General features: G+C 45.4%; 12 protein-coding genes and 1 other annotated feature. Of the genes, 10 read left to right on the top strand and 2 right to left on the bottom strand.

The features are described from left to right. Positions 1-74: 74 nt before the first annotated feature. Together MKY10_RS18260 and MKY10_RS18255 are read left to right on the top strand one after the other, a co-directional pair. The gene (locus MKY10_RS18260) at positions 75-1,109 is read left to right on the top strand and encodes a glycoside hydrolase family 18 protein (protein WP_015251203.1); all 1,035 of its coding nucleotides are present in this window, start codon (positions 75-77) and stop codon (positions 1,107-1,109) included. A 97-nt stretch (positions 1,110-1,206) separates the two neighbouring features. Further along, positions 1,207-1,442 (top strand) — a binding site (T-box leader). Between the two features lie 68 nt (positions 1,443-1,510). Beyond that, positions 1,511-2,854 (top strand): amino acid permease, encoded by a 1,344-nt coding sequence (locus tag MKY10_RS18255; RefSeq protein ID WP_015251204.1) that lies wholly within the window; start codon positions 1,511-1,513, stop codon positions 2,852-2,854. 40 nt (positions 2,855-2,894) lie between these two features. Here MKY10_RS18255 and MKY10_RS18250 read toward each other — a convergent pair whose 3' ends face one another. After that, positions 2,895-3,812 carry a DMT family transporter gene (locus MKY10_RS18250; protein WP_015251205.1) on the bottom strand — a complete coding sequence of 306 codons (918 nt, stop codon included), beginning with the start codon at positions 3,810-3,812 and terminating at the stop codon, positions 2,895-2,897. A gap of 99 nt (positions 3,813-3,911) precedes the next feature. Here MKY10_RS18250 and MKY10_RS18245 point away from each other — a divergent pair, with 99 nt between their 5' ends. Further along, a complete protein-coding gene (locus MKY10_RS18245; RefSeq protein ID WP_015251206.1) occupies positions 3,912-4,790 on the top strand; it encodes a LysR family transcriptional regulator in 879 nt (292 codons plus the stop codon). Between the two features lie 156 nt (positions 4,791-4,946). Further along, positions 4,947-5,957: an MsnO8 family LLM class oxidoreductase gene (locus MKY10_RS18240; RefSeq protein WP_003228318.1), complete on the top strand. Its 1,011-nt coding sequence runs from the start codon at positions 4,947-4,949 to the stop codon at positions 5,955-5,957. A 49-nt stretch (positions 5,958-6,006) separates the two neighbouring features. Here the strand turns inward: MKY10_RS18240 and araR are convergent, their stop codons facing one another. Then, positions 6,007-7,095: an arabinose utilization transcriptional regulator AraR gene (gene araR / locus MKY10_RS18235; RefSeq protein WP_003243070.1), complete on the bottom strand. Its 1,089-nt coding sequence runs from the start codon at positions 7,093-7,095 to the stop codon at positions 6,007-6,009. A 203-nt stretch (positions 7,096-7,298) separates the two neighbouring features. Here araR and araE point away from each other — a divergent pair, with 203 nt between their 5' ends. The 6 genes from araE to gpmI all read left to right on the top strand — a co-directional run bounded on the left by araE (position 7,299) and on the right by gpmI (position 14,888). Further along, positions 7,299-8,693, top strand: coding sequence for an arabinose-proton symporter AraE (gene araE, locus MKY10_RS18230; protein ID WP_003243899.1), 1,395 nt, complete (start codon positions 7,299-7,301; stop codon positions 8,691-8,693). 297 nt (positions 8,694-8,990) lie between these two features. Next, complete coding sequence (cggR, locus tag MKY10_RS18225; RefSeq protein ID WP_015251207.1) at positions 8,991-10,013, top strand: gapA transcriptional regulator CggR; 1,023 nt, start codon at positions 8,991-8,993, stop codon at positions 10,011-10,013. A gap of 46 nt (positions 10,014-10,059) precedes the next feature. Continuing rightward, positions 10,060-11,067 (top strand): type I glyceraldehyde-3-phosphate dehydrogenase, encoded by a 1,008-nt coding sequence (gene gap, locus MKY10_RS18220; protein ID WP_003219957.1) that lies wholly within the window; start codon positions 10,060-10,062, stop codon positions 11,065-11,067. Positions 11,068-11,383: 316 nt separating this feature from the next. Continuing rightward, positions 11,384-12,568: a phosphoglycerate kinase gene (locus tag MKY10_RS18215; RefSeq protein WP_015251208.1), complete on the top strand. Its 1,185-nt coding sequence runs from the start codon at positions 11,384-11,386 to the stop codon at positions 12,566-12,568. Positions 12,569-12,598: 30 nt separating this feature from the next. After that, positions 12,599-13,360 carry a triose-phosphate isomerase gene (tpiA, locus tag MKY10_RS18210; RefSeq protein WP_003243394.1) on the top strand — a complete coding sequence of 254 codons (762 nt, stop codon included), beginning with the start codon at positions 12,599-12,601 and terminating at the stop codon, positions 13,358-13,360. Beyond that, positions 13,353-14,888 carry a 2,3-bisphosphoglycerate-independent phosphoglycerate mutase gene (gene gpmI, locus MKY10_RS18205; protein WP_003228330.1) on the top strand — a complete coding sequence of 512 codons (1,536 nt, stop codon included), beginning with the start codon at positions 13,353-13,355 and terminating at the stop codon, positions 14,886-14,888. The genes tpiA and gpmI overlap by 8 nt, the downstream gene beginning before the upstream one ends. The last annotated feature ends 13 nt before the right edge of the window (positions 14,889-14,901 follow it).

Raw genomic sequence — 14,901 nt, 5'->3', positions numbered from 1 at the left:
TTTGCTTGAAAAAACTTCAACTTCCAATTTTTTGGCCGATGAGAAGAGTATGACTTGATACAGGAGGAAATGCGATGAAAAAATGGCTGATCATAGCGGTTTCACTGGCGATTGCGATTGTTCTGTTTATGTATACAAAAGGAGAAGCGAAGGCAGCCGGTATGACAGTAGGCTACACGACTGGGGATACGGCTTCATACAATTCTCTTACGAAATATCATACATACATGAATGCCATCGCAACCGATACATTTGCGTTTGAAAAAAACGGACAAATCATTGGCGATGCCCCAACTAAGCAGCTGACATATGCGAAAAAGAAAAAAATCAAGACATGGGCTGTCATTTCAAACTATAATGATGCCATTTATGATTTTGACGGAGATTTAGCGAGTCGGGTCATGAGCAATAAAACAGCGAAAAAACGATTCACAGATCAGTTAATTACACTGGCCAAAAAGCACTCATATTACGGAATCAATATCGATTTTGAAGCAGTAAATCCAGAAGACCGCGCTGCATACTCGAACTTCATTCAATATGTCTCACAGGCTTTGAATAAGAAACATATTAAAACAATGGTATCCGTTCCGGCCAAAAGCGCCGATGATAAAAATGATGACTGGAGCTGGCCGTATGATTATGCGAAAATCGGCAAATATGCCGACTTCGTACAAGTCATGACCTACGATGAACACGGCATTTGGGGTGAGCCGGGGTCAGTGGCAAGCACAAACTGGATCAAAAGCTCTCTGCAGTTTTCAGTCAAAAAGATCAAAGCCAATAAAGTCATCATGGGAATCCCTGCGTACGGCTATGACTGGGATGTAAAAGACGGAAGTGCCAGCACAATAAGGGAATGGAATGAGCTCAAATCCCTCATCCAAAAACAAAAAGCAAAGCCGGCATTCAACAAAAAATCAGGCTCGATGACATTTTCTTATGTTGACAAAAAGAAGCATAAACATGTCGTGTGGTATGAAAACGAAAAAACCGTTCAAACGAAAAGCCATCTGGCAAAGCAATATAAAATAGCAGGTGTTTCAGTTTACGCATTAGGAAACGAGTCAGAATCCTTTTGGAAAGCCATTCGAAAAGGGACAAAATAACAGTTTCTTTTTTCTCTGAAGTTATTGACAGTTAAAAGAGAAGCACGTATATTATGTTAATATATTCAGATCATAAAATTTGAGTTTTTCAGAAAACTAAAACACATAGATTGGGAGCAGTAAAAGAAAGTGATCAGAACAGAGAGCTGCGGGGTGGTGCGACGCAGCCTGATTCTTCTTTGAACTCGCCCGGGAGTGGTAAGACGGAACGGAATAGATTGAATATTCCCTATGTTTTAACGGCTAACCTTCGTTACAGGTCAAAAGCAGGATTCTTCATGAAGAATCAACAAGAGTGGTACCGCGGTCAGCCGAAGGCTCGTCGTCTCTTTATCTATTAGATTAGGTAGGAGACGGCGGGCTTTTTTGTTTTTGAAAACGAGAAGGAGAGGTAGAAGAGGATGAAAAACGACAATCAAACGTTAAAACGCACGATGACGTCCCGCCATATTATGATGATGGCGCTGGGCGGAGCAATCGGCGCAGGTTTATTTAAGGGGAGCAGCTCAGCGATCGATGTGGCAGGGCCATCTGTCATTATCGCATATCTGCTCGGCGGGATTATTTTGCTGTTTATTATGCAGGGGCTGGCGGAAATGGCTGTTCGAAACCGTAACGCCAGAACCTTCCGTGATCTTGTCCAGCAGGTATTGGGAAATTACGCCGCTTACTTTTTGGACTGGATCTACTGGAAAATGTGGGTGCTTAACATTGCGGCTGAAGCTGTTGTAGCTGCGATTTTCATTCAATATTGGCTGCCGGGCTGCCCGATCTGGGTGTTGGCATTAGGAATTTCTCTTATCGTCACGATTATAAACTTGCTTTCTGTTAAAATCTTCGCCGAAACTGAATATTGGCTGGCAATGATCAAGATTACCGTTATTATTATCTTTATTATTCTGGGATTGCTGCTCTTATTTGTATCATTCGGTGATCATACAGCATCCGGATTTTCCAACCTGACAGACCACGGCGGATTTTTCCCGCACGGCGGCACAGGGCTGATCACGGCGATGCTTGTCGTCATCTACTCTTACGGCGGTACAGAAATTATCGGTGTAACGCTTGCAGAGACAAAAAATCCGGAAAAGGTTGTCCCGAAAGCTGTCCGCAGCACACTGACACGGATTGTCGCGTTTTACCTGCTGCCGTTTTTCATCATCGTCAGCCTGATTCCATGGAACCAAGTCAATTCCGTTCCGGAAAGTCCTTTCGTGATGGTCTTTAAAATGGTAGGCATTCCGGGCGCGGATCATATCATGAATGCAGTCATCCTGCTGGCGATCATTTCTTCTATGAATTCAGGTTTATACGGATCATCACGCATTTTGTATACACAGGCAAGTGACGGAAGGCTTCCAAAGGTCTTCTCGAAGCTTTCATCGAAAAACGTACCGATGTTTGCGATTCTGATGTGCACTTCTTCTCTCTATATTGGCGTATTGATTTCTCTGTTCGCAGGAAGCCAAACATTTAATTATTTAATGGGATCATTGGGATATACCGTTTTATTCATTTGGCTGATCATCGGATTCGCTCATTTAAAATCGAGAAAACAGCAAACGGAAACACCGGCCTATTATGTAAAATGGTTCCCGTACACGACATGGTTTGCGATTGTGGCATTACTCGCCATTCTAATCGGGGTCATCATGACAACATCAATTGTCATTACCGGCATTACTGCGGCGATCTACCTTTTGATTACAGTTGCATATTTGGTCAAAGGACGCAAGCATCAGTAAATAAGAAACCCTCTTGCCGCATCCGGCAAGAGGGTTTTTATTATTGTGCAGCTTTCTCGTTTATACCAATCGCCGCAGCTTTCTGCGCTTTTGATTTTGTATTCACGAGACAGATGCTCGTGACAATCAGCAGCAGCCCTGCGAAGAGGCTAAGGGTGAGCGGTTCATGCAGGAAAATGGAGCTGGCCACGATTGATATGAGCGGAATCAAAAAAGTATAAGATGCGACCTTGCTTGCTTCGCCTGAACCGACAAGCGTAAAAAAGACAAGCCAGCCGAGCGCGATAACGAATACGGAGATGAACAGCAGGCTCGTGATAAACGGAGCTGTCCATTGGATCGCCGAAAAGCTTTCTGTCCAAAAGCCGGATATAAGCAGAAACACGCTTCCGATCGTCAGCTGCAGAGCGACCATCCAGATGGAATCGACGCGGCTGCCTGTTTTTTTCATATATACCGTCCCGAGCGCCCAGCTGACTGCGGAGCCGAGAGCCAGCAGAACCCCAATGACAGAAATATGCCCGCCAAAGCCCGCAGCACTAATGACGGCTACTCCCGCAAAACCGAGGATGAGGCCAATCACTTTCATTACAAACATGGATTCGCCGAGCCACAGCCAAGAAAATACACCCATCAGAACAGGCTGAAAGAAGACGATTGCAGAAAACAGGCCGGCCGGAAGATAATTCAGCCCGATCGTTTGCAGGCCGTAGAATAATGTAATATTTAAAAGAGCAGAAACAAGATAAATCGGCCACGTTTCTTTTAAGCGTAATTTATGAATACGCGGCAGTGCGACAATGACTAATAAAAGCCCGCCGATCAGCGTTCGGATGCCCGCGAACAATAATGGCGGAGAATAGGCGAGCGCGGCTTTGGACAGCGGCCAATTGACGCCCCACATGATGACGAGAAATGCGAGCAGGAGAGCTGTCCGCGTTTTTGAGAGCTGCTTCATTGTTCATTCACTCCTTGTAGAACTTTTCCATCATATGATACGGTAGAACATAAGATAAATAAAATGAATCTTTTTTATAAGGAGCATAAGTAAATTGTTATGACTATTACACAATTAAAGGTTTTTGTGAAAATAGCTGAAACGGGAAGCTTTACAAAAGCGGGTCAGGCGCTGAACATGACACAGCCGGCTGTCAGCCATGCGATTTCTGCGATCGAAGCTGAGCTTGATGTAAAGCTGATCATTCGTGACCGCCGCAATGGCCTGATGCTGACGGATACGGGAAAACAGATCTTAGTACACATTAGAGAAGTCTTAAAAGGCATTGAAAAAGTTGAGCAGGTAGCAGCAGCGGAAAAAGGGCTTGAACTGGGAACGATCCATATCGGCACATTCTCAACTGCCTCGGCTTATTTTATGCCGAAGCTGATCAGTGAATTTAAACAAAAATATCCAAAACTTGAGCTCGTGCTGCACGAGGGAACTGTAAATGAAGTCAAGGAGTGGCTTCATACGCGGATGATAGATGTCGGCATTCTTCTGTATCCAACAGAGGAGATGGAGTACATCCATTTGAAAAAAGACAAAATGGCTGTCGTGCTCAGGGACGATCACCCGCTTGCCAGTCATTCGGCCATTACGCTGAAAGATCTTGACCATGAACCGATGATCGTCTGTGACGGAGGCTATGAATCACCATTTGTCGATATGTTCAGGCAGGCGGGCGCTACGCTGCACCCAGCTTTCACGGTCTATAACATCAACACCTCGATCAGTATGATCAGAGAAGGCCTGGGTCTCGCGATTTTATCAGAAATGTCCATGTCGGGGATGCCGCTGCCGGAGCATGTGGTGACCCGGGAATTGGACCCGCAGGTATACCGTGATGTGCAGCTTGCTGTTCCGTCGCTAAAGGAGGCTTCTCTGGCGGCTAAGCTCTTTATTGAGATGGCTAAGGATCTGTTTGGAGCAGAATAATGTTCCAAACCGTTCGTTTTATATTGTTCGAATTTCATCGAATCAAATTCTTTTATTCCTGAATGCAGTTGTGTTATGGTGTGATAGAAGTTCTTTCAATCATGACCTGACAGCTTTGGGCTGTTTACTGATAACACATTTGCAAAGGAGAACAATATGTCTAACAACCAACGCAAAGATACCTTGCTTTCTGTCTTGAATTTATCTCCGGTTGTTCAGGGAGGAACGATTGCAGAATCATTCCGAAACAGCATGGACTTGGCGCGCCGGGCAGAGGAATGGGGCTATCACCGTTACTGGCTTGCTGAACATCATAATATAGAAGGTGTTGCAAGCTCTGCCACCGCAGTTTTGATTGGCCATATTGCCGGAGGCACGAAGAAAATCCGCGTCGGTTCCGGCGGCATTATGCTCCCGAACCACTCTTCATTAGTCATTGCTGAACAATTCGGCACACTGGAAACACTGTATCCCGGGCGGATTGATCTGGGGCTTGGACGTGCGCCGGGAACAGACCAATTGACAGCCAGAGCGCTCCGAAGAAACATCAACAGCGGGGAGGATTTTCCAGAACAATTAGAGGAACTGCGCAATTATTTTAAACCGTCAGGAAATGTGCGTAATCAAGTTCGCGCCATTCCCGGAGAGGGCATAGATGTGCCGATTTGGCTGCTGGGCTCAAGCGGCTTCAGCGCCCGTCTGGCTGGCGAACTTGGTCTTCCGTTTGCGTTCGCGGCCCATTTCTCACCGGCGAATACGGTTCCCGCTTTGGAGCTGTACCGCAATTCCTTCACGCCGTCAGACGTGCTCGACGAACCGTATGCGATGGTCGGTGTCACCATTATCGCGGCAGATACAAACGAGAAAGCGCAGCACCTTGCGACTTCGCATTATCAAAGGTTTCTTGATCTTGTCCGCGGTACGCCGAACCAGCTTAAACCGCCTGTTGAGGATATGGACCAAATCTGGAGCCCGTATGAAAAAGCGATGGTCAATGAGCAGCTGAGCTCCACGATTGTCGGAGGTCCGGAAGAAGTGAAGGCGAAGCTTGAAGATTTCGTCAAAACGACACAGGCTGACGAAATTATGGTTAACTCAGAAACCTTTGAACACGCAGACAGAATGCGTTCGTTTGAAATCATCGCTGACGTTTGGAAAAACAGATAACAGCTATAAAAAAAAGCAATGTAGCGGGGAGACCCATACATTGCTTTTTTTATTCATTCAGTTTTCGTGCGGACTGGCGAATGATCAACTCAGGCTCAAATATGACATCCTCTTGCTTCGGCTTTTTATGCTCTAAGCAGTCAATGACATATTTGGCGGCTGCTTTTCCAAGCACTGATTTCGGATGTTTGACAGAGGTTAGTTTCACTTCTGAGATTTGGGCGAAATGTGAATCATCATACCCGACGATAGACATATCTTCCGGCACTTTAAGATCCATCTCCCTCAGCATATCAATCACCTTCAGCGCAATTTCATCGTTATAACAAAGAATGGCTGTCGGCATGTGCTTGCTGTTTTTCTCCAGTGTGGCTTTTACTTTCTCCAGAAGTTTTGATTCTTTTTCTTCCGTTGTAAATGTCACGATCATATCCGGAGAAGGAAACAACTCACGCTCCCGGTGCGCCTGTATAAATCCGTTCATCCGTTTCACGCCTTGTGTGTCATCAGCTTTAAAAATACCCATCATATGCGTGTGGCCGAGAGAAAGCAAATGCTCCGCCGCCATCATCCCGCCTTTCACATCATCCAAGGTAAAACTTGGCGCGGCAAGCTCGGCATATGACGCGTTAATCATCGCAAAAGGAATGCCGTTTTTCTCCAAGTTCAGATAATAGCCGATGTTTGGGGTTTGAAGGGCGCTTTTTGTCGGTTCTACGATGAGTCCGTCAATATGCTGGGACAGCAGGTTTTCTAAGCCTCTTCTTTCGTTGTCCGGGTTGTTGTTTGTGCTTGTCAAAAGCATAGAATACCCCTGCTCGCTTAAATAGGACTCGATTCCTCTGATGATGCTCGGGAAAATATAGTCTGATATGTAGGTTGTCAAAACACCGATCGTTTTATTGGAATGCAGCGCTGACTTAGCAGAGCGTGAAGCGACAAAGGTGCCTCCGCCTTGCACGCTGTACAGCAGACCTTGTGATACGAGGTCTCCGATCGCTTTACGGATGGTATGCCGGCTGACGCCGAATTGCTGCATTAATTCGTTTTCGGTAGGGATTTTTTGATCGGGCAGTATTTTGCCTTGATTAATCCAAGAACTGATTTCTTCTTTTACTTGCGCGTATTTTGGTAACATATCCATTCCTCCAAAATGTATACGGACAAATTTCAGTATATCACAGCGTTCTTTGTAAGAAAACATTGACAGAAAATGCAAACAAGATTATTCTATATTTGTACGTACTAATTAAATGTAATTTTCGTTAAATTTTAATATAAGTACGTACAATTGAAGTTTTGAATGAAAACGCTTTACTCAACATTCGGGAGGGCAGGGAAATGAAGAATACTCCAACTCAATTAGAACCAAATGTTCCTGTAACACGAAGCCATTCAATGGGATTTGTCATTTTGATCTCATGTGCGGCGGGGCTTGGCGGCTTATTGTATGGCTATGACACGGCAGTGATTTCTGGCGCCATCGGTTTTCTGAAAGATTTATACAGCCTGAGTCCGTTTATGGAGGGACTTGTCATTTCAAGCATTATGATTGGAGGAGTTGTGGGCGTCGGGATATCCGGCTTTTTAAGTGACAGATTCGGCCGGAGAAAAATTTTAATGACAGCCGCTTTGTTATTTGCGATATCAGCAATCGTTTCAGCGCTTTCTCAAGACGTGTCCACCTTAATCATTGCAAGGATTATCGGGGGGCTGGGAATCGGGATGGGCTCATCGCTCTCTGTTACGTATATTACAGAAGCGGCACCGCCCGCCATACGCGGAAGTTTATCTTCCTTATATCAGCTCTTTACGATACTGGGTATTTCCGCTACATACTTTATTAATCTAGCTGTGCAGCGGTCCGGAACATACGAATGGGGCGTGCACACCGGCTGGAGATGGATGCTTGCTTATGGAATGGTGCCGTCCGTCATCTTTTTCCTTGTCCTGCTCGTCGTCCCGGAAAGTCCGAGATGGCTGGCGAAAGCGGGCAAAACAAATGAAGCTTTAAAGATCCTGACACGTATTAATGGAGAAACTGTTGCAAAAGAAGAATTAAAGAACATTGAGAACTCTTTAAAAATAGAACAAATGGGGTCGCTCTCCCAGCTGTTTAAGCCGGGGCTCAGAAAGGCGCTTGTCATTGGAATCCTGCTGGCGCTCTTTAACCAAGTCATCGGCATGAACGCCATTACTTACTACGGGCCGGAAATCTTTAAAATGATGGGATTCGGGCAAAACGCCGGATTTGTGACAACTTGTATCGTCGGTGTTGTAGAAGTCATCTTTACCGTTATTGCGGTGTTGCTGATTGATAAAGTCGGACGAAAAAAACTGATGTCCATCGGTTCTGCTTTTATGGCTATTTTTATGATTTTAATCGGGACGTCGTTTTACTTTGAGTTAACAAGCGGGATCATGATGATCGTCCTTATATTAGGTTTTGTCGCTGCTTTCTGTGTCTCGGTCGGACCGATCACATGGATTATGATTTCTGAAATCTTCCCGAACCATCTGCGTGCGCGGGCCGCGGGCATTGCGACCATCTTTTTATGGGGAGCAAACTGGGCGATCGGACAGTTTGTGCCAATGATGATCGATTCTTTCGGGCTCGCCTATACATTTTGGATCTTTGCGGTGATTAACATCCTTTGTTTCCTGTTTGTCGTTACGATCTGTCCGGAAACGAAGAACAAATCGCTCGAGGAAATTGAAAAGCTTTGGATAAAATGAAAACGCTTTAATGAAACGGCCCTTTCTACGGGAAGGGCTGTTTATATTGGGATGCACCATTTGGCGCTTTCTGTATAAGATAAAGATATATAGGATAAAATATTGCTGGATAAAACGACGCGGCATGAAAACTCTGCGAATATTGTCGATGAATTGGCTCTTAACAGTTGAATAAACAATTCCACCCTGTTAAAATAATTAAAGAAAGCAGAAATGATTTTTTTTGGCTATGATGGGACGTTTTTTGTCATAGCGGGACATATAATGTCCAGCAAAAAAGGAAGGAACGTTTGAGTCATGAACCAGTTAATACAAGCTCAAAAAAAATTATTGCCTGATCTTCTGCTCGTTATGCAAAAGAGGTTTGAAATCTTGCAGTATATCAGGCTGACAGAACCCATCGGGCGAAGAAGCCTGTCTGCCAGTCTCGAAATCAGCGAGCGTGTGCTGAGGGGCGAGGTTCAGTTTTTAAAGGAACAGAACCTGGTCGATATTAAGACAAACGGCATGACATTGACAGAAGAGGGCTATGAACTGCTTTCTGTTTTGGAAGATACGATGAAAGATGTTTTAGGTTTGACTCTTTTGGAAAAGACATTAAAAGAACGTTTAAATCTAAAGGATGCCATTATCGTATCCGGAGACAGCGATCAATCCCCATGGGTCAAAAAAGAAATGGGAAGAGCGGCTGTCGCATGTATGAAAAAAAGATTTACAGGCAAAAATATCGTCGCTGTAACTGGCGGTACGACAATTGAAGCTGTCGCCGAAATGATGACGCCGGATTCTAAAAACCGCGAGCTTTTGTTTGTGCCTGCAAGAGGCGGTTTAGGCGAAGACGTGAAAAACCAGGCGAACACCATATGCGCGCATATGGCGGAGAAGGCTTCAGGCACTTACCGGCTTTTGTTTGTTCCGGGACAGCTGTCACAAGGCGCCTATTCATCTATTATTGAAGAGCCTTCTGTCAAAGAGGTGCTGAACACCATTAAATCAGCGAGTATGCTGGTTCACGGAATCGGCGAAGCTAAAACTATGGCTCAGCGCAGAAACACGCCTTTAGAAGACTTAAAGAAAATAGATGATAACGACGCGGTGACGGAAGCGTTCGGCTACTATTTTAACGCGGACGGCGAAGTGGTTCACAAAGTGCATTCTGTCGGAATGCAGCTGGATGACATAGACGCCATCCCCGATATTATTGCGGTAGCGGGCGGATCATCAAAAGCCGAGGCGATCGAGGCTTACTTTAAAAAGCCACGCAACACGGTTCTCGTCACAGACGAAGGAGCCGCAAAGAAGTTATTAAGGGATGAATAATCCCTCAATATAAATATCTCTCACTTATTTAAAGGAGGAAACAATCATGGCAGTAAAAGTCGGTATTAACGGTTTTGGTCGTATTGGACGTAACGTATTCCGCGCAGCATTAAACAATCCTGAAGTTGAGGTAGTAGCGGTTAACGATTTAACAGATGCTAACATGCTGGCTCACCTTTTACAATATGATTCTGTACACGGAAAATTAGACGCTGAAGTTTCAGTTGACGGTAACAACCTTGTTGTTAACGGCAAAACAATTGAAGTTTCTGCAGAACGCGATCCTGCTAAACTTAGCTGGGGCAAACAAGGCGTTGAAATCGTAGTTGAATCTACTGGTTTCTTCACAAAACGCGCAGACGCTGCGAAACACTTAGAAGCTGGCGCGAAAAAAGTAATCATCTCTGCTCCTGCTAACGAAGAAGATATCACAATCGTTATGGGTGTTAACGAAGATAAATACGATGCGGCTAACCACGATGTTATCTCTAACGCATCTTGCACAACAAACTGCCTTGCGCCGTTTGCAAAAGTACTTAACGATAAATTCGGCATCAAACGCGGTATGATGACAACTGTTCACTCTTACACAAACGATCAGCAAATCCTTGATCTTCCGCACAAAGACTACCGTCGTGCGCGTGCAGCAGCTGAAAACATCATCCCAACATCAACTGGTGCTGCTAAAGCAGTTTCTCTAGTTCTTCCTGAACTAAAAGGCAAACTGAACGGTGGAGCAATGCGTGTTCCAACTCCAAACGTTTCTCTAGTTGACTTGGTTGCTGAACTGAACCAAGAAGTAACAGCTGAAGAAGTAAACGCAGCTCTTAAAGAAGCGGCTGAAGGCGACCTTAAAGGAATCCTTGGCTACAGCGAAGAGCCATTAGTTTCTGGCGACTACAACGGAAACAAAAACTCTTCTACAATCGATGCTCTTTCTACAATGGTTATGGAAGGCAGCATGGTAAAAGTAATCTCTTGGTACGATAACGAAAGCGGCTACTCTAACCGCGTTGTTGACCTTGCAGCTTACATCGCAAAAAAAGGTCTTTAATTTATAGCTGAAAAAGGACCTGACTTGGTTCTTTCGAATAGAAGCGCTATAATGAAAGCGGACAAGGGAAGGGGACGGACTCCCTTTCCCTTTTTCCATGAAGACCGGCTTTCAGAAAACGCTCTGTGATAGAGAAACGACCGCGTTTTAAGCAGTTTTGCCGGCGCTTTCGCCTAAGGCCGCTGCCCTGGCTTTTAGACCAACTGCCCTGTGCCGAAAAAGACTGCGATCTGCCCTAGCGGAGTTATCGCTTGAACAGACGGTTTCACGTTTTTCGTGCTGTATGCAAACCATTTTGAAGGAGGATCTCCTAGGCATGAATAAAAAAACTCTCAAAGACATCGACGTAAAAGGCAAAGTTGTATTCTGCCGCGTTGACTTTAACGTTCCAATGAAAGACGGGGAAGTAACAGACGATACACGTATCCGTGCTGCGCTTCCAACAATCAAACACCTTGCAGACCAAGGCGCAAAAGTCCTTCTTGCGAGCCACTTAGGCCGCCCGAAAGGCGAAGTGGTTGAGGAGCTTCGTTTAACTCCTGTCGCTGCACGTCTCGGCGAACTGCTTGGCAAAGAAGTGAAAAAAGCGGATGAAGCATACGGCGATGCTGTAAAAGCACAAATTTCTGAGATGGAGGACGGAGACGTTCTTGTATTGGAAAACGTACGTTTCTATCCTGGTGAAGAGAAAAATGACCCTGAGCTTGCAAAAGCATTTGCTGAGCTTGCAGATGTATATGTAAATGACGCATTCGGTGCTGCCCACCGTGCTCACGCATCTACAGCTGGAATTGCCGAGCATCTGCCAGCAGTTGCAGGTTTCTTAATGGAAAAAGAGCTTGATGTACTTGGAAAAGCGGTTTCCAATCCTGACCGCCCGTTCACAGCGATCATCGGCGGAGCGAAAGTAAAAGACAAAATCGGTGTAATCGAAAGTCTTCTTGATAAAGTAGACAACCTGATCATCGGCGGAGGTCTTGCTTATACTTTCGTAAAAGCGCTTGGCTATGAAGTCGGTAAATCTCTTCTTGAAGAGGATAAAATCGAGCTTGCGAAATCATTTATGGACCGCGCTAAAGAAAAAGGCGTTAACTTCTACATGCCTGAAGATGTACTCGTTGCAGATGATTTCTCTAACGATGCAAACGTGAAAATTGTGCCGATCTCTGAAATCCCTAGTGATTTAGAAGCAATCGACATTGGTACGAAAACACGCGAAACGTATGCTGACGTCATCAAAAACAGCAAACTTGTCGTGTGGAACGGACCAATGGGCGTATTCGAAATCGACTTGTTCGCTCAAGGAACAAAAGCGGTTGCGGAAGCATTGGCAGAGGCGAAAGATACATACTCTGTCATCGGCGGAGGAGACTCTGCAGCAGCGGTTGAAAAATTCGGCCTTGCTGACAAAATGAGCCACATCTCAACAGGCGGCGGCGCATCCCTTGAGTTTATGGAAGGCAAAGAGCTTCCAGGGGTAGCTGCACTGAACGATAAATAATCTCAAAACTGCTATAAGGAAGTGGAACAGATGAGAAAACCAATTATCGCCGGTAACTGGAAAATGAACAAAACACTCGGCGAAGCTGTCAGCTTCGTTGAAGAAGTGAAATCTTCCATTCCAGCAGCAGACAAAGCTGAAGCTGTTGTTTGCGCGCCAGCGCTTTTCTTAGAAAAGCTTGCTTCTGCTGTGAAAGGCACTGACCTAAAAGTCGGCGCTCAAAACATGCACTTCGAAGAAAGCGGCGCGTTCACAGGCGAAATCAGCCCGGTTGCTCTGAAAGACCTTGGCGTTGACTACTGCGTCATTGGCCACTCTGAGCGCCGTGAAATGTTCGCTGAAACTGATGAAACAGTTAACAAAAAAGCACACGCAGCTTTCAAACACGGCATTGTGCCGATCATCTGTGTAGGTGAAACGCTTGAAGAGCGTGAAGCCGGCAAAACAAATGATCTTGTTGCTGACCAAGTGAAAAAAGGCCTTGCTGGTCTTTCTGAAGAACAAGTTGCTGCTTCTGTTATTGCGTATGAGCCAATCTGGGCAATCGGAACAGGCAAATCTTCTACAGCGAAAGATGCGAATGACGTGTGTGCGCATATCCGTAAAACCGTCGCTGAAAGCTTCAGCCAAGAAGCTGCAGACAAGCTTCGCATCCAATATGGCGGAAGCGTAAAGCCTGCAAACATTAAAGAATATATGGCAGAGTCCGATATTGACGGTGCTTTGGTCGGCGGCGCGAGCCTTGAGCCACAGTCATTCGTTCAATTATTGGAGGAAGGTCAATATGAGTAAAAAACCAGCTGCACTCATCATTCTTGATGGGTTCGGATTACGTAACGAAACAGTAGGGAACGCAGTCGCTTTAGCGAAAAAACCGAATTTTGACCGCTATTGGAACCAGTATCCTCATCAAACATTGACTGCTTCAGGCGAGGCTGTAGGTCTTCCTGAAGGGCAAATGGGGAACTCCGAAGTAGGTCACTTAAATATCGGTGCGGGACGTATTGTGTACCAAAGCTTAACACGCGTAAATGTTGCCATTCGCGAAGGAGAGTTCGAACGCAATCAAACATTCCTTGACGCGATCAGCAACGCGAAAGAAAACAATAAAGCCTTGCACCTGTTCGGTCTTTTATCTGACGGAGGCGTGCACAGCCATATCAATCATTTATTCGCACTGTTAAAGCTTGCGAAAAAAGAAGGGCTGACAAAGGTTTATATCCATGGCTTCCTTGACGGCCGTGATGTAGGTCCGCAGACAGCGAAAACGTACATCAACCAGTTGAACGATCAAATCAAGGAAATCGGTGTAGGTGAAATCGCCAGCATTTCCGGACGTTACTACTCTATGGACCGCGACAAACGCTGGGACCGTGTAGAAAAAGCGTACCGCGCAATGGCGTACGGCGAAGGCCCATCTTACCGCAGCGCCCTGGATGTTGTTGATGATTCATATGCAAATGGTATCTACGATGAATTCGTGATTCCATCTGTCATCACAAAAGAAAACGGTGAGCCTGTTGCGAAAATCCAAGACGGCGATTCTGTGATTTTCTATAATTTCAGACCGGACCGCGCCATCCAGATTTCCAACACGTTCACAAACAAAGACTTCCGTGACTTCGACCGCGGCGAGAATTATCCAAAGAACCTGTATTTCGTCTGCCTGACTCACTTCAGTGAAACAGTTGACGGCTATGTAGCGTTTAAACCGATAAATCTTGATAACACAGTCGGAGAAGTATTATCTCAGCACGGGTTAAAACAGCTTCGAATTGCAGAAACTGAAAAGTATCCGCACGTCACGTTCTTTATGAGCGGCGGCCGTGAAGCTGAATTCCCGGGTGAAGAGCGTATTCTCATCAACTCGCCTAAAGTTGCAACGTATGACTTGAAGCCTGAGATGAGTGCTTATGAAGTGAAAGACGCGCTTGTCAAAGAAATTGAAGCTGACAAGCATGACGCGATCATTCTTAACTTCGCAAACCCTGATATGGTCGGCCACTCCGGAATGGTTGAACCAACAATTAAAGCAATTGAAGCAGTGGACGAATGCTTGGGCGAAGTCGTTGACGCGATCCTTGCTAAAGGCGGACACGCTATCATTACCGCTGATCACGGTAATGCTGACATTCTGATTACAGAATCAGGCGAACCGCACACTGCGCATACAACAAACCCAGTCCCTGTGATTGTAACGAAAGAAGGCATTACGCTGCGTGAAGGCGGAATCCTAGGCGACCTTGCACCAACGTTATTAGACCTTCTTGGTGTTGAAAAACCGAAAGAAATGACAGGAACATCTTTAATTCAAAAATAATTTGAAAATCAAA

The sequence above is a fragment of the Bacillus sp. FSL P4-0290 genome (genome assembly GCF_037975435.1).
Classification (GTDB): Bacteria; Bacillota; Bacilli; order Bacillales; family Bacillaceae; genus Bacillus; species Bacillus subtilis.
Note: the sequence above shows the minus strand (reverse complement) of the source record. Positions and strands in the feature narration are given on the sequence as shown.